The sequence below is a fragment of the Janibacter sp. Soil728 genome, assembly GCF_001428305.1.
GTDB lineage: Bacteria > Actinomycetota > Actinomycetes > Actinomycetales > Dermatophilaceae > Janibacter.
Map to the genome: position 1 here is coordinate 507,152 of NZ_LMRZ01000001.1, position 20,215 is coordinate 527,366.

The 20,215-nt window shown below is 70.5% G+C and carries 21 protein-coding genes; 13 read left to right on the forward strand and 8 right to left on the reverse strand.

Annotation, left to right across the window (positions count from 1 at the left end; genetic code table 11):
* Positions 1–64 precede the first annotated feature (64 nt).
* The 5 genes from ASG73_RS02440 (at position 65) to ASG73_RS02460 (ending at position 2,821) form a co-directional block, all read left to right on the forward strand.
* Positions 65–313 carry a type II toxin-antitoxin system Phd/YefM family antitoxin gene (locus tag ASG73_RS02440; protein ID WP_055990222.1) on the forward strand — a complete coding sequence of 83 codons (249 nt, stop codon included), beginning with the start codon at positions 65–67 and terminating at the stop codon, positions 311–313.
* Positions 310–699 carry a type II toxin-antitoxin system VapC family toxin gene (locus ASG73_RS02445; protein ID WP_055990224.1) on the forward strand — a complete coding sequence of 130 codons (390 nt, stop codon included), beginning with the start codon at positions 310–312 and terminating at the stop codon, positions 697–699. Before ASG73_RS02440 ends, ASG73_RS02445 begins: the two co-directional genes overlap by 4 nt.
* Before the next feature lies 1 nt (position 700).
* Entirely contained in the window at positions 701–1,255 is a 555-nt protein-coding gene (locus tag ASG73_RS02450; RefSeq protein ID WP_055990227.1) for a GNAT family N-acetyltransferase, read from the forward strand.
* An 86-nt stretch (positions 1,256–1,341) separates the two neighbouring features.
* The gene (locus ASG73_RS02455) at positions 1,342–1,923 is read left to right on the forward strand and encodes a hypothetical protein (protein WP_055990230.1); all 582 of its coding nucleotides are present in this window, start codon (positions 1,342–1,344) and stop codon (positions 1,921–1,923) included.
* A 196-nt stretch (positions 1,924–2,119) separates the two neighbouring features.
* Entirely contained in the window at positions 2,120–2,821 is a 702-nt protein-coding gene (locus ASG73_RS02460; protein WP_055990233.1) for a transporter substrate-binding domain-containing protein, read from the forward strand.
* Between the two features lie 39 nt (positions 2,822–2,860).
* Here ASG73_RS02460 and ASG73_RS02465 read toward each other — a convergent pair whose 3' ends face one another.
* The 3 genes from ASG73_RS02465 to ASG73_RS02475 are packed head-to-tail and all read right to left on the reverse strand — an operon-like array spanning position 2,861 to position 5,146.
* Complete coding sequence (locus tag ASG73_RS02465) at positions 2,861–3,835, reverse strand: threonine ammonia-lyase (protein WP_055990236.1); 975 nt, start codon at positions 3,833–3,835, stop codon at positions 2,861–2,863.
* Between the two features lie 40 nt (positions 3,836–3,875).
* Positions 3,876–4,514, reverse strand: a complete 639-nt coding sequence (locus ASG73_RS02470; RefSeq protein WP_055990239.1) for a DUF305 domain-containing protein — start codon at positions 4,512–4,514, stop codon at positions 3,876–3,878.
* Complete coding sequence (locus ASG73_RS02475) at positions 4,511–5,146, reverse strand: DUF3105 domain-containing protein (protein ID WP_055990242.1); 636 nt, start codon at positions 5,144–5,146, stop codon at positions 4,511–4,513. Before ASG73_RS02475 ends, ASG73_RS02470 begins: the two co-directional genes overlap by 4 nt.
* A gap of 93 nt (positions 5,147–5,239) precedes the next feature.
* Here ASG73_RS02475 and ASG73_RS02480 point away from each other — a divergent pair, with 93 nt between their 5' ends.
* Genes ASG73_RS02480 through ASG73_RS02490 form a run of 3 tightly spaced genes read left to right on the forward strand, consistent with a single transcriptional unit; the run spans position 5,240 to position 7,154 of the window.
* Entirely contained in the window at positions 5,240–6,175 is a 936-nt protein-coding gene (locus ASG73_RS02480; protein WP_055990245.1) for an alpha/beta hydrolase, read from the forward strand.
* Between the two features lie 5 nt (positions 6,176–6,180).
* Positions 6,181–6,513, forward strand: a complete 333-nt coding sequence (locus ASG73_RS02485; RefSeq protein ID WP_055990248.1) for a hypothetical protein — start codon at positions 6,181–6,183, stop codon at positions 6,511–6,513.
* Positions 6,513–7,154: a DUF998 domain-containing protein gene (locus ASG73_RS02490; RefSeq protein WP_055990251.1), complete on the forward strand. Its 642-nt coding sequence runs from the start codon at positions 6,513–6,515 to the stop codon at positions 7,152–7,154. The genes ASG73_RS02485 and ASG73_RS02490 overlap by 1 nt, the downstream gene beginning before the upstream one ends.
* On the opposite strand, the gene ASG73_RS02495 is transcribed toward ASG73_RS02490, so the two are convergent.
* Positions 7,151–8,083, reverse strand: a complete 933-nt coding sequence (locus ASG73_RS02495; RefSeq protein ID WP_055990254.1) for a LysR family transcriptional regulator — start codon at positions 8,081–8,083, stop codon at positions 7,151–7,153. The two genes, ASG73_RS02490 and ASG73_RS02495, sit on opposite strands and share 4 nt — an antisense overlap.
* A 131-nt stretch (positions 8,084–8,214) precedes the next feature.
* Between ASG73_RS02495 and ASG73_RS02500 the strand changes: the two genes are divergently transcribed.
* Positions 8,215–9,417: a Glu/Leu/Phe/Val dehydrogenase dimerization domain-containing protein gene (locus ASG73_RS02500; protein ID WP_055990257.1), complete on the forward strand. Its 1,203-nt coding sequence runs from the start codon at positions 8,215–8,217 to the stop codon at positions 9,415–9,417.
* A gap of 100 nt (positions 9,418–9,517) precedes the next feature.
* Here the strand turns inward: ASG73_RS02500 and ASG73_RS02505 are convergent, their stop codons facing one another.
* From ASG73_RS02505 to ASG73_RS02515, 3 genes are read right to left on the reverse strand one after another with little or no spacing between them, the layout of a single operon-like run.
* Entirely contained in the window at positions 9,518–10,234 is a 717-nt protein-coding gene (locus ASG73_RS02505; protein WP_055990260.1) for a GntR family transcriptional regulator, read from the reverse strand.
* A complete protein-coding gene (locus tag ASG73_RS02510) occupies positions 10,221–10,961 on the reverse strand; it encodes a maleate cis-trans isomerase family protein (protein WP_055990262.1) in 741 nt (246 codons plus the stop codon). Before ASG73_RS02510 ends, ASG73_RS02505 begins: the two co-directional genes overlap by 14 nt.
* Positions 10,958–11,704 carry a maleate cis-trans isomerase family protein gene (locus ASG73_RS02515; RefSeq protein ID WP_055990265.1) on the reverse strand — a complete coding sequence of 249 codons (747 nt, stop codon included), beginning with the start codon at positions 11,702–11,704 and terminating at the stop codon, positions 10,958–10,960. Before ASG73_RS02515 ends, ASG73_RS02510 begins: the two co-directional genes overlap by 4 nt.
* 70 nt (positions 11,705–11,774) lie before the next feature.
* Between ASG73_RS02515 and ASG73_RS02520 the strand changes: the two genes are divergently transcribed.
* Positions 11,775–12,764: a D-2-hydroxyacid dehydrogenase gene (locus tag ASG73_RS02520; RefSeq protein ID WP_055990268.1), complete on the forward strand. Its 990-nt coding sequence runs from the start codon at positions 11,775–11,777 to the stop codon at positions 12,762–12,764.
* The gene (locus ASG73_RS02525; protein ID WP_055990271.1) at positions 12,761–14,131 is read left to right on the forward strand and encodes an amidase; all 1,371 of its coding nucleotides are present in this window, start codon (positions 12,761–12,763) and stop codon (positions 14,129–14,131) included. Before ASG73_RS02520 ends, ASG73_RS02525 begins: the two co-directional genes overlap by 4 nt.
* A 97-nt stretch (positions 14,132–14,228) precedes the next feature.
* Here ASG73_RS02525 and ASG73_RS02530 read toward each other — a convergent pair whose 3' ends face one another.
* Entirely contained in the window at positions 14,229–16,487 is a 2,259-nt protein-coding gene (locus tag ASG73_RS02530) for an ATP-binding protein (RefSeq protein ID WP_055990274.1), read from the reverse strand.
* 225 nt (positions 16,488–16,712) lie between these two features.
* Here ASG73_RS02530 and ASG73_RS17395 point away from each other — a divergent pair, with 225 nt between their 5' ends.
* The gene (locus tag ASG73_RS17395; RefSeq protein WP_082566934.1) at positions 16,713–19,307 is read left to right on the forward strand and encodes a flavin-containing monooxygenase; all 2,595 of its coding nucleotides are present in this window, start codon (positions 16,713–16,715) and stop codon (positions 19,305–19,307) included.
* 541 nt (positions 19,308–19,848) lie between these two features.
* On the forward strand, positions 19,849–20,214 hold the full coding sequence (locus ASG73_RS18090) for an alpha/beta hydrolase (protein ID WP_200946649.1): 366 nt from the start codon (positions 19,849–19,851) through the stop codon (positions 20,212–20,214).
* Position 20,215 lies beyond the last annotated feature (1 nt).

Below are 20,215 nucleotides of genomic sequence, written 5' to 3' on the forward strand. Positions count from 1 at the left end.
CGCGCCGGACTGTCCACACACTCGACCACCACCCGCTTGTGCTACAGCGCGCTACAGTTGATGCATGAGCACCATCAGCCAGCGAGAGCTGCGCAACGACAACGCGGAGATCATGCGCGGCGTCGAGCGGGGTGAGAGCTACACAGTGACCCGTCACGGGGTCCCCGTGGCGACGTTGTCGCCCTTCACCGAGCAGACGGACCTGCAGTGTCTGCGGCCGGCGACCAAGCGATCGCCCTTCGCCGAGATCCGCCGGGTCCGGGCCACCGAGCCCACTCAAGAGATCCTCGACGACTTGCGCGGCGATCGGTGAGCTGCTGGTACCTCGACACATCGGCGGCCTTGAAGCTCGTGATCGAGGAGCGGGAGTCGAGCGTCCTGGTCGATCACCTGGACACCGAGACCCCTGACCTCGTGGCCTGCCTGCTGCTCGAGACGGAGCTGCGTCGGGCAGCACAGCGAAGGGGTGACCTCACCCAGGAGGTGGTGTCCCAGCTGGTCGAGCGAGTGAGCCTCTTCGAGATGCCGGCTTCTCTCTTCCGCGAGGCGGGGCTGCTCGGCGGCCCTCACCTGAGGTCGCTCGACGCGCTGCATCTCGCAGCAGCCGTACGCATCGGGGCCGACGCCATCGTGACCTACGACCACCGCATGGCGCAGGCATCACGCGACCTCGGCTTTGCCGTCATCGCTCCCGACTGACATGAGCGACCTGCGGCACGTGCGCACCGAGCGCCTCCGGCTCGACATCCCGACCATCGATGACCTGTCGGACCTGCACGCCGTCTACTCGGACCCGCGGACCTGGGCGCACTCCCCGGAGGATCTGCAGACCGATGAGCGCACGACCTTCGTCATGCTCGCCGGCTGGATGGACGGGTGGGAGAGCGACGGGCTGGGACCGTGGATCGTGCGCTCGCTCGAGGACGGCGCCTTCCTCGGCAACGCGGGGTGCTGGCTGCGGCCGGGTGGTTGGTGGAACCTCGGCTACGGCATCGCCCCGGACGCCCGCCGTGCGGGTGTGGCCACCGAGGCCTCGCGCCGCGCGCTGGAGGTGGCCCGCGAGGTCCACCCCGACGCCCCGGTCATCGCGTGGCTCCTCGAGCACAACATCGCGTCCGAGCGGGTCGCCACCAAGCTGGGTATGACCCGGCAGTACCGCGCCCCGGACGAGGGCAACCCCAACCCGGACGCCGTGCGCCTGATCTACGCGGACCGTGACCTGACGGCAGAAGAGCTGGCCACCCGCCTCGGCTAGTCGCAGTGTTGTCGGGGGCCACCTGACGTTGTGTTCGGTATTGATGGTCTCAGAGGGCCGTCGGCGGGCGCTGGCACACTTCTCGCGTGACTGCCGACTTCTGCGCCTGGGGCGACGAGAGCATGCGCCGCAGTGCACGCGGGGAGGGCGCCGTCTACTTCCTCGGCGCCGCGATCATCGACATGGACGACTACGACACTTGCCGAAGCGCCCTACTCGCTCTGCCACGAAGCGGTCCGAAATTGCATTGGCACGGTGCCGACTCGCAGCGTCGCCGAAGGGTCATGGCCGCAGTCGAGACCCTGCCTGCGCAGCATGTCGTTGTCATCGCCGCGCCGACGGACCCAGCCCGCCAACAACGCGCCAGGGCGAAGTGCGTCGAGCGGATGCTGCACGAGCTGGAGCTGTACGGGGCGACTCGCCTCGTCATGGAGACCCGCACTCCGAGTCTCAACGACCGAGACATGAAGCTGATAGATCGACTTCGAGGGGCCAGGCGTATCCCCTCGGGGATTCGGCTTGAGTTCGGCTTGCCATCTCAGGAGCCCCTGTTGTGGCTGCCGGACCAAGTGCTGGGAGCGATCGGGCTTTCTGAGGCTGGAGAGCAACGGTGGCTCACCGAGGCGATGGCCGCGCGGGTGCACCGCGTCGATATCACCTTGGAATAGCGCAAGAGCCGAGTCCCGTCATACGGCGGGGGTCTCGGCTCTCACTTCCGACCGTCCCAGCAGGACGGTGGCTTCCATTGCATGCTACCGGATACCCCGCCCCTGCGGAACAAGTTCGGCGCGAGCACCTATGACCAGGTCCGCGTCATTGAGGACCATCTAAGCGTCGATCCAGCCGCTGTGATCGGATGCCCGTATGACCTCTGCCTCCGACTCCCTGCGCCGGCTCTGCCCGACCGGCTCCCTCCGCGCCGTCATCAACCTCGGCAACCCGGTGCTGGCGCAGGGCACCTCCGAGGCGCCCACCGGCGTCACCGTCGACATCGCTCGCGAGCTGGCGGCGCGTCTCGGGGTCGAGCTCGAGCTCACGACCGTCACGGCGGCGCGCCACTCGTACGCGGCGCTCGTCGAAGGTCGAGCGGACCTCGGTTTCCTCGCGATCGAGCCGGCCCGCGAGGAGGGAGTGCGCTTCACGGCCCCCTATGTCGAGATCGAAGGAGTCTTCGCCACGGGCGACACCGACCTCACCATGACGGATGTCGACCGCGAGAGCATCGAGATCGCGGTCCGGAGCGGCTCGGCCTACGACCTCTACCTCACCCGCACGATCCAGCACGCGACGATCCTGCGCGGGGACGAGGCCGAGGAGGTCTACGAGGGCGGCGCCGACGTCCTCGCCGGGGTCCGCCAGCCGGTGACCACCTATGCGCAGGACAACGGACTGACCGTGCTCGAGCCCGCCTTCCAGACGATCCGCCAGGCGGTCGCGATCCCCCGCGACCGTCCGGAGTCGCTCGCGAGCGAGCTGACCGTCGTCGTCGAGGAGCTCAAGAGCAGCGGTTTCGTCGCGGCCGGCCTGGAGCGGGCCGGTCAGGTCGCCACGCTCCCCCAGGACTGAGTCGGGTCGGCCCTTCGAGACGGTTGCTGCGCAACCTCCTCAGGCAGCGGTGGCGAGCACCTCGGCCAGGACCGACGCGTCGACATTGCCACCGCTGGCCACGACGACGACGGTCTGCCCGGCGAAGCGCTCCGGGTGTGCCAGGACGGCGGCCAGCGCGGCAGACCCGCCCGGCTCGACGACGAGCTTCAGCGTGCGCACGGCCTCGCGCATCGCGACCCGCGCCTGGTCGTCGGTGACCTCCAGTGCCTCGACCGGGTGTCGGGAGAGGGCGGCGAGCGTGTGCTGACCGACCGTCGGTGAGCCGATCGCATCGAGGAAGACCGGCACCGCCGGCACCTTCGCCACCTGCCCGGAGGCGAGGGAGCGCGCCATCTTGGGGTAGCCGGCCCGCTCCACGACGAAGGGGGTGACCCCCGGCAGCGAGTGCCGCACCGCCTCGATGGTCCCTGAGGAGAGCCCACCACCACTGCACGGGAGGACGATCGCGTCGGGGGAGTGCCCCCCTTCGCCCAGCTGGTCGACGATCTCCAGACCCACCGTCCCCTGACCGGACATGACGCGGACGTCGTCGTAGGGGTGCACGAGGGTCAGGCCGCGCTCGGCGACGAGCTCGCGGCCGACCTCCTCGCGGTCCTGGGTCGCCGGGTCGTAGAAGACGACCTCCGCTCCCCACCACCGGCAGCCGTCGACCTTGATCCGCGGGGCATCCTGCGGCATGACGATCGTCGCGGTGGACCCGGTCATCCGAGCCGACGCCGCGACGGCCTGCCCGTGGTTGCCGGTCGAAAACGCGAGCACCCCCGCGACCCGCTCCTCGTCGCTCAGGGAGAGCAGGGTGTTGAGCGCACCACGGATCTTGAAGGAACCGGTCAGCTGCAGTGCCTCCGCCTTGACGAGGACCGTTGCGCCCGTGAGCTCGTCGAGCATCGGCGAGGAGAGAAGGGGGGTCCGCCGCACCTTGCCCTCGAGCCGCTGCGCCGCCGCCCTGATCGTGTCGATGCTGAAGTCCATGTGGCCACACTCCCTTCGAGACGCTTGCTGCGCAAGCTCCTCAGGGAGCGTCGTCGGGCAGGGGCGTGGCGCCGCGCTCCTCGAGCATCGTCGTCATCGTCTCGACCTCGGTGGTCTGGCTGTTGATGATCGACTGGGCGAGGGTCTCGACCGCGTCGTTCTTCGAGTAGTCGCGAGCTGCCTCGGCCATGGGCACGCCGGCCTTGTGGTGGCGGATCATCAGCTGCAGGTAGTAGATCTCGGCCTTCTTGCCCCGCAGGCCCTCGAGCTCGGTGATCTCGGCAGAGGAGGCCATGCCGGGCATCAGGCCGTCATCGCCGAGGGTCATGGCGGCGCCGTGCTCGTGGCCCAGCCCCTTCATCCAGTCCATCTGCTCACCCGGACCGGTCGGGGAGAGGCCCCATACCTGTAGCCACCCGGCCATCTGCCCGGACTGGGACTCCTGAGTGCGGGCGATGTCATAGGCGAGCGAGCGCACGAGCTTGTCGTCGGTGCGGTCGTGGATGATCCACGACATCTCGACGGCCTGGTCGTGGTGCGTCTGCATGTCGCGGGCGAAGCCCGCAGCGACGCTGTCGTCGCCCGGGGGGTCGTCCCCGCCGACGCGGGCCAGCGCCAGACCGGCGACGAGGCCGATCGCGAGCGCGACGACCGCGGCGAGGACGACCCGCGGGGTCACTTGACCAGGCTCGTCTCGGGGGTCACCCCACCGGTGCAGGCAGCGCCCGGCTCGGGGGTCTGCTTGCCCTCGCGGTACTCCTTGATGAAGCCCTTGATCCGCGGGTCATCAGCGGAGTCGACCGTGAGCTGGTGCCCCCAGGCCGACAGGACGATCGGGCTCGGCATCTTGCCCTCGTAGGGGGAGAGGACCGTGTAGGTGTCGGGCAGCGCGTCGTCGAGCTTCTTGACGTCGGCCTCGGGCAGGCCGGGCTCGTAGGTGATCCACACGGCGCCGTGCTCGAGGGAGTGGACGGCGTGCTCGTCGGGCACCGGGGTGTCATAGGTGCCGCAGTTGAGCCACACCGCGTTGTGCTCCCCACCGACCGGCGGCGACTCCTTGTAGTCGACCTTGCCGTCGACGTGGTTGCCGCCCTTGTAGTCGAAGGTCTTGACCCCCGACAGGTCTCCCGCGGCCTGGCGCTCGTCGCGCTCGCTGATGATGGCGTACCCCACGGCACCTCCGATGAGCGCGATCACCACGGCTGCGGCACCTGCCAGCAGGAGGGAGCGCCGGCGCTCGGCGGACTGGGCCTTCTTGCGAGCCTCGGCGAGCTTGGCATCGCGGGCGGACATCGACTTCTTGCTGCTCATGGGTCCCTCGGGGTAGGCGGGGGGCGGGAATGCCGGGATTATTGCACCGTCAACTGAAGGTCTCCTGAGGGTGCTCGCCACTAGTCTGACTGCATGCGTTCAGAGACGACGACCATCACCTCCCCGCAGGACGGGTTGCCACTCTTCGTGCGCACCTGGCAGCCAGAGGGCGAGGCCAAGGGCGTCGTGCAGATGGCCCACGGCATGGCCGAGCACTCCGCGCGCTACGAGCGCTTCGCCCAGGCACTGACCGACGCCGGCTACATCGCCTGGATGCACGACCACCGGGGCCATGGCGAGACCTCGAGCGAGCAGGAGGACCGCGGCTACTACGCCGATGACCACGGCTGGGACACCGTCGTCGAGGACATGCACACCGTGGGCCTGGCCATCGCCGCGGCGCACCCGGGACTGCCGCTGTTCTTCTTCGGCCACTCGATGGGTTCCCTCCTCGGCCGCGACTACATCACCCGCTACGGGCAGGACCTCGTCGGCGCCGTCCTGAGCGGGACCGCGGCACACCCGGGCCTGCTGGGCAAGGTCGGCCAGGGACTGGCGAGCGTCGAGGCGCGCCTTCGCGGTCGCCGCCACACGTCCAAGCTCATGGATGCGATGACCTTCGGCGCGTACAACAAGCCCTTCACGGCCGAGGGGGAGTTCGGCTGGCTCTCTCGTGACCGGGCCGAGGTCCAGGCGTACATCGACGACCCCCGCTGCGGTGAGGTCTTCACCTCCGGCTTCTTCGCCGACCTCCTCGGTGGCGTCAACCGGCTGCAGGGGCTGGCAGCGCGTGTCCCCCACGATCTACCGCTCCTCGTGATCTCGGGCGAGAAGGACCCGGTCGGCGGCAAGGACGGCGCCGGCGTGCGTGCGGCCGCCGAGGCCTTCCGCGCCGGTGGGGTCGAGGACGTCACCCTCAGGCTCTTCCCGGGCGCTCGCCACGAGCTGCTCAACGAGACCAACCGAGACGAGGTCACCGACCTCGTCATCGGCTGGCTGGACGACCACCTGCCGACGAAGGGGGAGTGACTCCCGTGACCGACGACAAGCGAGACGCCCGCAAGGCGATCGACGACCTCGAGCTCGACAAGCACCTCGCGGCCGCCGGGGCGGCCGCGGCGAAGTTCGCCCAGCAGGCGGTGGGCGCTGCCGGCGCCTTCGCCGCCGAGCACCGCGACCAGGCCCACGGCCTCCTCGACAAGGCGGAGGGTGAGGTCGACCGGATCACGGGAGGCAAGGCCACCGGCTTCCTGGGCAAGGTCCGCTCGGGCCTGGCCACGGGGGTCGACGTCGTCGCCGACCAGGCGCCCGATGACGGCGTCGCCGACGAGGACCCGCCGGCATCACCCCCTTCGTCCGGGGTGTGATGCGCCGCCGCCTCGGTGGGCTGCTGCTCCTGCTCGCGATCGCCTACCTGCTCGGTGAGGCGTGGGCGGTCGGCGGCTGGCAGGGACGTCCGTACAGCTGGACCCAGGACGCGATCAGCTCGCTCGGCGTGCCCGAGACCATGTGGACCGATGTCGGCCACGCGGAGTCGACCCGGCACGTGGCGATGAACGCGACCTTCATCGCCTCAGGGGCGCGGGTGCTGCTCGCGACGCTGGTGCTCGCTCCCTTCGTCCCGCGGGTCCGGTGGCTGGTGCTGCCGCTCGCCGTCGTGCACGCGCTGGGGACGATCATCGTCGGGCTCTACCCGACCGGCCTGACCGCGGAGCGGGCCAACATGCACGGGCTCGGGGCCGTCATGGCGATCGTCGGCGGGGCGGTGCTGCTCGCGGCGATCACCGCCGCGGTGGCCGGGCGCCACCGGATGCTCGCCGTGTGGACGGGGGTGTGCGCGCTGGTCTCCCTGCTCGGCTGCGTGCTGGCGCTGACGGGTGTCGGCGGCTTCGGTCTCGTGGAACGCCTCGCTGTCGATGCCGTGATCGTCTGGCAGATCGGCACCGGCGCCGCCCTCCTGCTCTCGCCGGCGGCGCGTTCGCAACGCCCAGATCCTGCATTGCCCTAGGGCAATGCGCGTTCAGGTGCGCCCGGAGCCAGTCCTTGCTCCCCGGCGGCGGTGCGCACCGCCTCGACGAAGAGGTCGATGGAGGGACGAGGCGTCGAGGTCGCCCGGTGGGCGACCGACAGGGTGCGCAGGATCGGCTCCTCGAGGGGGACCACGTCGACGCCGGGCGGCAGCAGGGTCAGGCCCAGGTCGGTGACGAGGCTGACGCCGAGACCGCTGGCGATCATCGCCAGCGCGGTGAACTGCTCCTCCACGGTGTGGGCGATCCGCGGCTCGAAGCCCCGCGCGTGGCACTCGGCGCGCACCGCCCGACCGAAGTGCGACCGCGCCCCCGCGAGGATCCAGGGGAACTCGGCCAGCGCACTCAACGACACCGTGTCGTCCGGGATGGCGCCCTCGGGAACCGCGGCGTGCAGCCTCTCCACCGCGACCACCGAGCGGTGCAGTGTCGGCTCCCAGTCGGTGGTGCGACTCGAGTAGTCGATGACGAAGGAGACGTCCATGCGCCCGTCGCGCACGGCGCTCGCGGTCTCCTCCGGGAGCAGCTCGGTGGTGCTCACCTCGATGCCGGGGTGGTCGACGGCGAGCACCGACAGAGCCCGGGGGATCAGGCCCGACGCGACGGAGGCCCACACCCCCACGCTCAGCCTAGCGGTGATGCCCGACTGGGCCTGCTCGATGGCCGCCGTGGCCCGCTCGACCGACGCGAGGATCTCCTCGGCGTGCTCGGACAGCAGCAGCCCCAGGGCGGTGAGCTGCACCCGCCGGCCCGTCTTCTCGATGAGCTGCACGCCCACCTCGCGCTCGAGCTGGGCGAGCTGCTGGGAGACGCCGGACGGGCTGTAGTGCAGGGCCTGCGCGGCAGCGGTGACCGTGCCGCGGCGGTGCAGCTCGCGCAGCATCTGCAGTCGTCGCAGAGACAGCTCCATGGCGCCACCCTAGGCCCGAGCCATCGTGCAGCGGAGGTGCACGATCGAGCCCATCTTCTGTAACTGGACGTGAGCGGTGTCACAGCCCGACGCTGGAGTCATCGGTCCCCACGGAGAGAGGTGGTTCAGCCATGACCCTCACGCACCCCACCAACGCTGCACAGGATTTCGTCGACCGCGCCCCGGCGCACGAGGAGCACTGGGTTGACCCCGTAACCGGAGCCCACGGCTACCTGGTCGTGCACACCCTCGTCTGCGACATCGCGACCGGCGGCACCCGCATGCGCGCCGGGTGCACCCGTGACGAGGTGGCCGACCTGGCCCGCGGCATGGCGACCAAGACCGCGGCCTTCGGTCTGCCCGTCGGCGGGGCCAAGGGTGGCATCGACTTCGACCCCAAGGACCCGCGCGCGTTCGGGGTGCTCACCCGGTTCTTCGAGCGGATGCGTCCGTGGCTCGACGGGCACTGGGTGACGGCCGAGGACCTGGGCGTGACCCAGCAGCTCATCGACGGAGCCTTCGAGGAGATCGGCCTGTCCCAGTCCTTCCACGCCGCGATCACCCGCTCGCCCGACCCCGCCGCGACGCTCGAGCGTGTCCACGCCGGGCTCGGCGTCATGACCGACGGGTTGCCACTCGGCGACATCATCGGCGGCTACGGGGTGGCGCAGGCCTGCCTCGGCGTGGCCGAGGGCTTCGGCTGGTCGGTCGAGGAGACCGAGGTGACGATCCAGGGCATCGGGACGATGGGCGGTGGCGCTGCCTGGTACCTCCAGGAAGCCGGCGCCAAGGTCACGGCCGTCGCGGACGCCCGCGGGACGCTCTTCGACCCCGCCGGTCTCGACGTCCACGCGCTCCTCGAGCTGCGCGATGGCTACGGCGAGATCGACCGCTCGCAGGTCCCGGCACGCGTGCAGCAGCTCGACCGCGACGCGATCCTCGGCATCACGGCCGACATCTTCGTTCCGGCGGCGGTCTCGTACGCGATCCGTGAGGACAATGTCGAAGGGGTGGCAGCTCGCGTCGTCGTCGAGGCGGCGAACGCCGCGTCCACGTGGGCCGCGGAGGACACGCTCGTGGCCAAGGGGATCCCCGTGGTCCCGGACTTCATCGCCAACACCGGTGCGGCAGCGTGGGCCTGGTGGCTGCTGCAGGGGCAGGTGGGGACCGACCCCGAGGACTCCTTCCGCCGGCTGTCGACCGAGATGCGATCCAAGGTCGCGGTGCTCGCCGAGCACTGGCTCGCCGAGCGGATCCCCATGCGGCAGACCGCCTTCAACCTCGCCTCGACCAACCTGCGACTGCTCGACGGCGCGCAGATCGTCATCCCCTGAGTCGAGCATTCCCCTATGGCAATGCAGGTGGAACCCTGCATTGCCATAGGGGAATGCGCGAAGACTCTGCATTGCCATAGGGGAATGCACGGTCGGGTGGTCAGGCGGAGGGCTTGATCCGCTTGCCGTCGCGTTCGCCTTCAACCGCGCCGTCGACCCGCTTGGCCACCAGCCGCTCGACGGCGTCGTCGAGGTGGGCCTGCAGGGCCGCCTTGGCCTTGGCGGGGGTGGCCTCGAGGATCGTGCGCCGCAGGGCCTCGTGCTCGTCGACCTGGGCCTCGAGGTCGGTATAGGTCGTGCGCAGCTCGCCCAGGCACATCCGGGTCTCGACGAGCAGGGTGCGCATCGCCCGGATGAGTCGCGGGCTGCCCGAGGCCTCGACGAGCACCTCGTGGAAGTGCTGGTCCGCGTCGGAGACGGCGGGACCGTCCCCCTTCGCCGCTGCCCGTCGCATCCGGCGCACCACCTCGTCGAGCTCGTCGGTCGTCGCCTCGCGATGCCCCTCGTCGAGGACGACCTCAAGGGCGCCGCGCTCGATGATCGAGCGGGTGCGGTAGACATCGCGCACGTCCTCCAGGGTCAGCTCGCTGACGAAGACCCCACGGTTGGTGATGGCGTGCAGGATGCCCTCGGAGACCAGGCGCTGCATGGCCTCGCGCAGCGGACCCCGCGAGACCTCGAAGTGCGCGGCCAGGTCGGCCTCGCCGAGCTGCTCGCCCGGCTCGAGGCGACCGGTCATGACGGCGCTGCGCAGCTCGTCGGCGATGTGCTCGACCGTCGAGCGGCGCGGGTGGGGGGTCAGGTCACTGACGGGCATGGTCCTGCCTTTGCGCGAAGAGGGATCCCAGCACGGACGACGCCGGCTGCGACCCGGCGAGCCGCAGCGCCTGCCAGATCGTCACCTGGTTGGCGGTGAGCACCGGCTTGCCCAGACGTGCCTCCAGGTCGGGGATGACGCTGAGGGTACGCATGGCGGTGTCCGGGACGAGAAGCGTCTGCGCCTCGGGATGGTCGTGAGCCGCAGCCAGGTCGACGACCTGCCCTGGGGTGAGGGCGCCGACCTCGGCGGCGGTGTCGATGCCCGCGCTCGACATGGCGACCACCTCTACCCCGGCCGCGGCCAGGTATTCGACGAAGAGCCGCGCGACGTCTTCGGGATAGCTCGCCGCCACTGCCACGCGCGTCAGGCCGAGGTGGGCCAGCGCGTCGACGAAGGCGGCGCTCGTGCTCGACGCGGGCACGCCTGCAGCGGAGGCGAGCTGGTCGATCTGCTGCTGCGCGCCCACGGGACCGTAGACGAAGCTGCCCGATGTGCACGCCCATATGACCGACCGCGGTGCGTGCTCTGCGAGTGCCGCAGCCCCCTCGGCCAGCCGGTCGGGCCGACCGAGGTCGAGCAGCTCGGGCACCGCGTGCAGGTCCGTGCCGTAGACGTGCGTCACCGGTAGGTGCACGCCGAGCAGGTCTGCGGCCCAGTGGTACTCGTCCTCGGCGGCGTGGTCCGGATAGATGATCCCGGCGGTGACTCCCTTCGCCCCGCTCATCGCCCGACCACCTCTCCCGGCCAGCTGCCCGGTCCCATCATCGGCAGTCCCATGCGTGCCAGGCAGGCCCAGACGGTGAGCTGGTTGGCGGTGAGCACCGGCTTGCCGAGGTCACGCTCGAGCGGGTCGATGATGTCGTAGGTCGGCAGGTTGGTGCAGGAGACGAAGAGCGCCTCGCTCGCGGGATCGTCTGCGGCGCAGACGAGCTCGGCCACGGTGCGGTAGTTGACCCGCCAGATGCCGCCGCCGAGACCGAGGTGCTGCGCGGTGACGACCTCGACGCCGAGCTCGCCGAGGAACTCCACGAGCCGGTCCGTGAGCGGCTGGTCGTAGGGGGTGATGACCGAGATGCGCCGCAGGCCGAGCGAGGTGACGGCCTCGGCCAGTGCACCCGAGGACGTGACCGCATCCGGTGCGCCGGCCGCCCGCATCGCATCGCCGAGCGCGACCTCGCCGTCTCGTCCGTGGATGAAGCTGCCCGAGCTGCACAGGTAGGCCACGACCTCGGGGTCGACCGCGAGGAGCTCACGGGTGGCGGCCTGCAGCGCACCGACGTCCGAGACCCGCTCCGCCATCTCGAGGCTGACCGGCACCGGCTCGAAGGGGGTGCGCGCCAGGTGGAAGGTGACCTCCAGCGGCGCCCATCGCCACAGCTCTCGCTCCAGCGCCAGGTCGAAGGGGGCGATGACCCCGATGCCGCGTTGGGCCAGAGGTCCGTCGAACTCGACGCCGGTGAGCTCCACGTGAGAACCACCCTTCGCCTCGGATTGCCAGATTGTTGACAATCTAGGAACCCGCTTCTACGTTGTCAACATGCCCAGGCAGTCCGTGGTCGTGGTGCTCCACGACGGAGATCTTCCGAGCGAGCAGGCGATGGCGCCGGTCCTCGAGCGGGCGCACGAGGTGCGCTTCGCGACGGCAGCAGAGCTGCCTGAGGCGATCGTCGGCGCCGATGTGCTCTTCGCCTACGACTTCTTCTCCACCGCGATCCCCGACGCGTGGTCTGCGGCCGACTCCCTCGAGTGGCTCCACGTGGCCTCCACGGGTGTCGACGCGATCCTCTCCCCGCAGCTGCGCGAGAGCGATGTCGTCCTCACCAACTCGCGCGGGGTCTTCGACGAGGCGATCGCTGAGTACGTCCTGGGGCAGGTCGTGAGCATCGCCAAGGGTCTGCCGCGCTCGTGGGAGCTGCAGCAGGCCCACCGCTGGGTGCACCGCGAGTCCGAGCGGGTCGCCGGCTCCCGCGTGCTCGTCGTCGGCACCGGACAGATCGGGCGCGCGATCGCCCGACTCCTGCGCGCCGTCGGCATGGAGGTCTCCGCCTCCGGCCGCCGCGCCCGCACCGGCGACCCGGACTTCGGGACGGTGACCGCGCAGGAGGACCTCCACCACGCACTCGCCGGAGCCGACTGGGTCGTCTGCATCGCCCCGCTGACGGACGCCACACGCGGGATGTTCGACGCCGCAGCATTCCGCGCGATGCCCGACCACGCCCGCTTCATCAACGTCGGCCGGGGCGAGTCGGTCGTCACCGACGACCTGGTGACGGCGCTGCAGGAGGGCGCGATCGCCGGCGCTGCCCTCGACGTGCTCGACACCGAGCCGCTGCCGGCCGACCACCCCCTGTGGGACCTGCCCGATGTCGTCATCACCCCGCACAGCTCGGGGGACTTCGTGGGGTGGCGCGATGAGCTCGTCCGGCTCTTCGCCGACAACTTCACCCGGTGGGTCGACGAGGAGCCGCTGCGGCACGTCGTCGACACCTCACTGGGATATGTACCGACCGACGGGAGCCCTGCATGAACCCCACCGAGATGACCGCTGTCGAGCTCGTCGCCGCCTACGGGTCCGGCGAGCTCTCCCCGGTGGAGGCGACCGATGCGGTCGTCGATCGCATCGAGGCGGCCGACGGTGACCTCAACGCCTTCTGCCTCGTCGACCGTGAGTCGGCGCTCGTGCAGGCGCGGGCCTCGCAGGAGCGGTGGCGTGCGGGTCACCCGCAGGGTCTGCTCGACGGAGTGCCCATCTCGATCAAGGACATCTTCCTCACCAAGGGCTGGCCCACCCTTCGCGGCTCCAAGGCGATCGACCCCGACCAGGCGTGGGATGTCGACTCGCCCGTCGCAGCCCGGCTGCGCGCCGACGGCATGGTCTTCGTCGGCAAGACGACGACACCCGAGCTGGCGTGGAAGGGCGTCACCGACTCGCCGCTGACCGGGATCACCCGCAACCCCGCTGACCCCTCGACGACTGCAGGAGGGTCGTCGGGGGGCGCAGCGGCTGCGGTCGCTGCGGGCATGGCGCCGGTCGCGGTGGGCACCGATGGCGGTGGCAGCGTGCGCATCCCTGCGTCCTTCTGCGGGGTCGTCGGCTTCAAGCCGACGCATGGCCGCATCTCGATGTTCCCCGCGAGCCCCTTCGGCCCGCTGGCGCACGCCGGGCCCGTGACCCGCACCGTCGAGGACACGGCGCTGCTCATGGACATCCTCTCGATGCCAGACCCGCGCGACCCGACCTCGCTCGCCCCGCCGACGCGCACCTTCCGCGGTGAGCTGGCCCGCGACCTCACCGGTCTGCACGTCGCGTACTCGCGCGACCTGGCCTTCGTCGATCTCGACGACGAGGTGGGCCGGGTCGTCGACACGGCCGTCGCGCGCATCGCTGCCGCCGGCCTGGCCGTCGATGCGGCCGACCCCGGCTTCGAGAACCCGCTCGCGGCCTTCGAGCTGCTGTGGGCGACCGGCGCCGCGACGCTGCTGCGGGGGATGCCCGGCGCTCGCGAGAGCATCGACCCGGGTCTGGGGCGGGTCTGGGACGAAGGGGAGAGCAGCTCCGGTGTCGACTACCTCCAGGCCCGGGGCGTGGCGGCCCAGCTCGGCATCACGATGGGCGCCTTCCACGAGCAGCACAACCTGCTGCTCACCCCGACCATGCCGATCGCGGCCTTCGAGGCCGGGCACGACGTGCCCCCCGGCAGCGGGATGCGCGGCTGGCCCGACTGGACCCCTTACACCTATCCCTTCAACATGACCCAGCAGCCGGCGATCAGCATCCCCTGCGGGACCACGGCCGCCGGCCTGCCCGTCGGCCTGCAGATCGTCGGGCCGCGGCACTCCGACGACCTCGTCCTCGCCGCTGCCCGGTGGATCGAGGGCGTGCTGGCGGGCTGAGGCTCCCCCTCGCCCAGACCGTCGCCGGGTGGAGGTGTGAGCGCGGATGATTCGTCCGCGCGTCGACCTCCAACCCAGGAGGACGAAGGGGGTGGGCTCAGTGGTCGCGCGCGGCGACCCAGGCGGCGATCTGGCTTCGTGAGGTGACCTCGAGCTTGCCGAAGATCCGCTCGACGTGGCCGTCGACGGTGCGCGGGGAGATGACGAGCCGGTCGGCGATGGTCCGGTTGGTCAGGCCCTGCGCGATGAGGCCGGCCACCTCGAGCTCTCGTGGGGTGAGTGGGCAGTCCTCGCGGCCGGGGCGCTCGACGGAGGGATCCTCGAGCGCGAGCTCGACGGCACCCAGTCGGGTCACTGCGGACGCGGAGGCCCGGCGGCGCCGGGCGACGCTCGCGCCGAGGCGACGCTCCACCTCGGCGGCGACCGCGACGCTCTCGGCGTGGATCTTGGGCCCGAAGGCCTCGATCGAGGTGCCGATCTGGGCCCATACCGACGAGGCGGCCCCGGCCAGCTCGGCGGAGCGCTCGTCGTGCGCCGAGTCGTGCGCCAGCCAGGCGAGCAGCTCGACGGTCAGGGCGATGCAGATCCCGTCCCGGAAGGCGCGCTGCAACTCGAGGGCGGCCTTCCCGGCACGGGCAGCGGCGTCGCGGTCGCCGAGGTGCCACTGGCTGACCGAGGTCACCCACAGCGCATAGGCGCGGCACCACTGCTCGCCGTGGCGCTCGCTGAGGTCGAGCACCCGGGTGCACGTCTCCAGGGCGTCGGCGTGCTGGTCCTCGTAGGTCTGGGCCATCCCCATCTGGAAGAGGGCGGTGCCGGCCGGTGCATCGAGCCCGTGCCGCTCGAAGACCACGATCGCCGTCCGGTAGTGGTCGATCGCCTCGCCGGTACGACCGCTGAAGGCATGGCGCAGGCCGGTCCAGTGCGCGGCGTGCGCGGCCAGGATCTCGTCCTCGAGCACGCTGGCGATGCGGCGGCACTCCTCGAGCAGCTCGGCAGCTCGATCGCGGTCGCCCTGGATGAGGCAGACCCACGCGGCCACCCACAGCGCCGCCCCGCGCTCGGGGGACTGGTCGACCACGAGATCGAGGATGCGCTCGAGCCACCGGCGCCCATCACTCAGTCGTCCGCCCGCGATCCAGTGGTATCGCAGCAGGGAGGCCAGCCGCGCCGCCTGACGTTCCTCGCCGGCGGTGGCGACCGACCACTCGAGGGCGGCGATGAGGTTGGGGTGGTCCTCACGGAGAGCGGCCAGGGCTCGCGGCTGGTCGGGCCCGCACCAGTCGCGGACCATGCGGTCGGTCTGGGCGAGGTAGTGGTCGCGGTGACGGCGCTTGGTCGCGGTGCGGTCCTCCCCTTCGCCCAGCTGTTGCGTGCCGTACTCGCGCATCGTGACGAGCAGCCGGTAGCGCATCGTCGCACCGTGGGGCTCGGCGGTGACGATCGACTTGGCGACGAGGCGGTCGAGGACGTCGAGAACCTCGTTCGCCGACAGCTCCGCATCGGCACAGACGGCCTCCGCCGCGTCGAGGTCGAAGCTGCCGGGGAAGACCGACAGCCGGGCCCACAGCAGCTGCTCGGCGGAGGTGCACAGGTCGTGGCTCCACCCGACGAGTGCCCAGAGGGTGCGGTGGTGCGCCAGGTCGCCGCGCGCGCCCCCGGTCAGCAGGGTGAAGCGAGCGTCCAACCGCTCGAGGACCTGCTCCACGGACAGGCTGCGAAACCGTGCCGTGGCGAGCTCGATGGCCAGCGGCATACCGTCCAATCGCGCGCACAGCTGCACGACGGCCGCCCGGTTGTCGTCGGTGACGGCGAAGCCGGGCACGAGGGCGCGGGCCCGGTCGACGACCAGACGAACTGCTTCTGAGCGGTCGATCTGCGCAGCGTCGTGGACCGGGTCGGGCAGGTCGAGCGGGCCGAGGTCATGGATCTGCTCACCGGGCAGGCCGAGCGGCTCGCGGGAGGTCGCGATGACCGACAGCCCGTCGACGGCGTCGAGGAGGGTGGCGAGCAGGTCGGCGGCTGCATCCAGGACGTGCTCGCAGTTGTCGACGAGGAGCAGGGTGCGACGGCCGGTGAGGTGGCGCACGATCTGGTCGACCGGCGCGCGGGTGGACTGGTCGGGTACGGCCAGGGCGGACGCGACGGCCGGCGCCACCTCGCTGCCCACCTCCAGGTCGGCGAGCTCGACGACGGCCACCCCGTCGGGGAAGGCCGACGCGGCGCGGGCCAGAGCCTCCCGCGCCAGGCGGGTCTTGCCGATCCCACCCGGGCCGGTCACCGTCACCAGACGCGCATCACCCAGCAGCGCCCGCGTCTCGCGCAGGGACTGCTCTCTCCCGATGAAGGAGGTCATCGGCCGGGACCTCGCCATGGGTGTGCACGCTAGGGCCACCACCCCCGGCTGTCACCCGGCGACGCGCGGCGCGGAACCGGCATGGCCATCGGTCGAGGGCGTCGGGGCGTGCCCGGGTGGGGCAAGTGGGGTGACGAAGGGGGTGATTACACCCCTGTGCGGGGTGTGTGGCCACTGACACCTTCGAGTCACGGCGGATCGGCCGCCCCGGACAAAGGAGTCCTCATGAACGACATGACCACCTCGCCCGACCATGACGTCATCATCGTCGGAGCCGGTTTCGCTGGGATCTATGGCATCCACAAGTTCCGTGACCAGATGGGCCTGGACGTGCACGGCTTCGACGCCGCGACCGACGTCGGCGGTACCTGGTACTGGAACCGATACCCGGGCGCCCGGGTCGACATCGAGAGCGTCCACTACTCCTACTCCTTCTCCGAGGAGCTGCAGCAGGAGTGGAGCTGGACCGAACGCTTCCCCGCGCAGCCGGAGATCCTGCGGTACCTGAACCACGTCGCCGATCGCTTCGACGTGAGCAAGAACTTCACCTTCGGCACCCGCGTGACCGGCGTGACGTGGAACGACACCGCCAGCCACTGGGAGGTCACCACCGACGACGGCGAGGTGACCACCGCGCGCTACTTCGTCTCCGGAGGCGGCACCCTGTCCGTGCCCAAGACACCGGAGTTCCCGGGCGTCGAGACCTTCGCCGGGCGGGTCCTGCAGACCGGCAGCTGGCTCGAGGACGTCGACTTCACCGGGCAGCGCGTCGGGATCATCGGCACCGGATCGACGGGCATCCAGGTGATCAGCGAGGTCTCCAAGCAGGCCCGGTCACTCACCGTCTTCCAGCGGACCCCCAACTACGCGACCCCGATCGGCAACTACCTGACGGACCCGGAGGAGGAGGCCGCCGAGAAGGCCCGCTACGGCGAGATCCGCGATGCCTCGCGCAACCACTTCCTCGGTGTGCCCTACGAGGACGTACAGCCTTCCGCGATCGCCGTGGGTGCGCAGGAGAGGCGCGAGGTCTTCGACGACCGCTGGGAGCGCGGTGGCTTCCGACTCTTCATCGACAGCTTCGGTGACATCCTCTCCGACCAGGACGCCAACGACACGGCGGCGGAGTACATCCGCGGTCGCATCCGCGAGCGGGTGCAGGACCCGGCCACGGCCGACCTGCTCTGCCCGACGGGTTACCCCTACGGCACCAAGCGTCCTCCGCTGGAGACCGACTACTACGAGGCCTTCAACCGCGACAGCGTGCACGTCGTCGACGTGCGGACCAACACCATCGCGGCCGTCGTGCCCGAGGGCGTCCGCCTCGCCGACGGCACCGTCCACGAGATCGACGTCCTCATCATGGCGACCGGGTACGACGCGTGCACCGGTCCGCTGCTGGCGATGAACGTCACCGGGCGTGACGGTGCGCGTCTGGCCGACGCGTGGGAGCAGGGCCCCCAGACCTACCTCGGTCTGACGGTCGCGAAGTTCCCCAACCTCTTCATGGTGACCGGTCCGCAGAGCCCCTCGGTCCTCTACAACATGCCGCTGGCCATCGAGGACCACATCGACTTCGTCGGCGACACGATCACCTACATGACCGAGCACGGCCACGCGGTCGTCGACGCGAGCGCCCAGGCCCAGGACCAGTGGGTCCACGAGGTCAACGCCGTCGCCGAGATGACGCTCCTGCCGAAGTCGGCGACCTCCTGGTACATGGGCGCCAACATCCCGGGCAAGCCGCGTCGTCCCCTCGTCTACCTCGGCGGTGCCCCGCGCTACCGAGCGATCTGCGACAACGTCCAGCGCAACGACTACCGCGGCTTTGCCTTCGCTGCCGACAGCGCGGGCCTCGCCTCGGCCGAGACCTCTGCGGCACTCGACCCGTGCGTCATGTTCATCGTCGAGGCCCTGCGCCAGCAGGAGTTCCCGGGATTCCGGGCTGCTGGCGTCGAGGGCGCTCGCGCGGTCGTCGAGTCCTTCGTCGACATGCAGGCCCCCAAGCAGCAGGTCGCCTCGGTCACCGAGCACTCCTACGGGCCGGACACCGACCAGCGTCTGCGGGTCTACGTACCCGAGGCCGACGGTCTGCTGCCCGTCACCGTCTACGTGCACGGCGGTGGCTTCGTCACCGGCAGCCTCGACATGATCGACGAGCCGGTCCGTGACCTCGCCAACCGCACCGGATCGATCGTCGTCTCGGCCACCTACCGTCGTGCTCCGGAGCACCGATTCCCGGCCGCCCACGACGACGTGGGCGCCGCCCTTCGCTGGGCGGTGGAGCACGCTGCCGAGCACGGCGGTGACCCCTCGCGGATCGCTCTCGCCGGGGACTCGGCCGGTGGGACCCTCGTGACGGCCGCGGCACTGCAGGCGCCCGGCGAAGGCATCGACCTGTCAGCCCTGCTGCTCATCAATCCGCTGGTCAGTGCCGCCGTCGAGACGCCCTCTCGTACGCAGTTCGCGGAGGGCTACGTCATCGAGCTCGACGACCTGGCGTGGTTCGGTGAGGAGTACGTCTCGTCCCCCGAGGACGTCACCGATGTCCGCCTGGACCTGGGGCAGGGTGACCTGTCGGCGCTGCCGCCGACCCTGGTCATCACCAACGAGTGCGACACCCTGCGCGACGAGGCGGAGGACTTCGCCGAGCAGATCCGCGCTGCGGGCGGGCAGGCCACGGTGCGTCGCTCCGCCGGACTGGCGCACGACGTCTACCTGCTCTCGGGCGCGGTCTTCCGCGCGGAGGAGCAGCGGGCGGCTGCGGGTGAGTTCCTCGTGAAGCAGTTCGCGCAGGTGCCTGCACTCGCGCCTGCCTGACCGAGGCGGCGAGCACACGAGGTCGTCCTGGTGCATCTCATGGCGAAATCCGCCACCAGATGCACCGGGACGACCCTTGGTGCGCAGGACGTCTCCTCTACCTTGAAGGTGTCGTAGTACGGCCCTGCTCGGGGAAGGTGACCTTGCTGTCCGCGTCGGTCTGCATCCAGCGGACGAAGCAGGCCGTCTCTTCGTGGACAACTCATCGGCCTCGGGTCCCCGACGACCTCGTGCTGGTCGTTGCTCGGCCTCAGGCTCGGGTGGAGGATGAAGCGTGAGCTCTCCACCCCATGAGCATGTCCTGGTCCCCGGTACCAACAAGGGGAGCGCTCCTCTGGTGCTCCTTCATGGATCGGATGGTGAAGAGTTCGACCTGCTGGAGCTTGCCCATCGACTCTCACCCACCGCCACGAAACTCGGGGTGCGCGGCCGAGTCGTCATGCCGGGCGGTCACGCATTCTTCCGACGCCACGCAGACCGACGGATCGACGAGGAAGACCTCGCGGCGAGGACTCCCGTCCTTCGCGATTTCATCCGGGGTATGGAGCGCGACATCGGTGCCCGACCCGTGGTGGTCGGCTTCTCCAACGGAGCAATCATGGCGGCTGCGATGCTGATGTCGCACCCGGACTTGCTCGCCGGCGCTGTGCTCTTGCGGCCGCTCTCTCCCTTCGCCGCACCGCCGCCAGTGGACTTGGGCGGCGTGCCGGTCCTCGTCCTCGACGGCGCCCAGGACGAGCGTCGAGCTGCGGGGGACGGGGCTCTGCTGGCTGGGGACCTGCGCGGCATGCGTGCTGCCGTCACCCACGAGGTGCTGCCCGTCGGCCATGCGATCACCGCGCAGGACACGTCGATGGCCAAGGTCTGGCTGCAGGAGACCTTCCCTGACCGGGACGTGACTTTCTGAG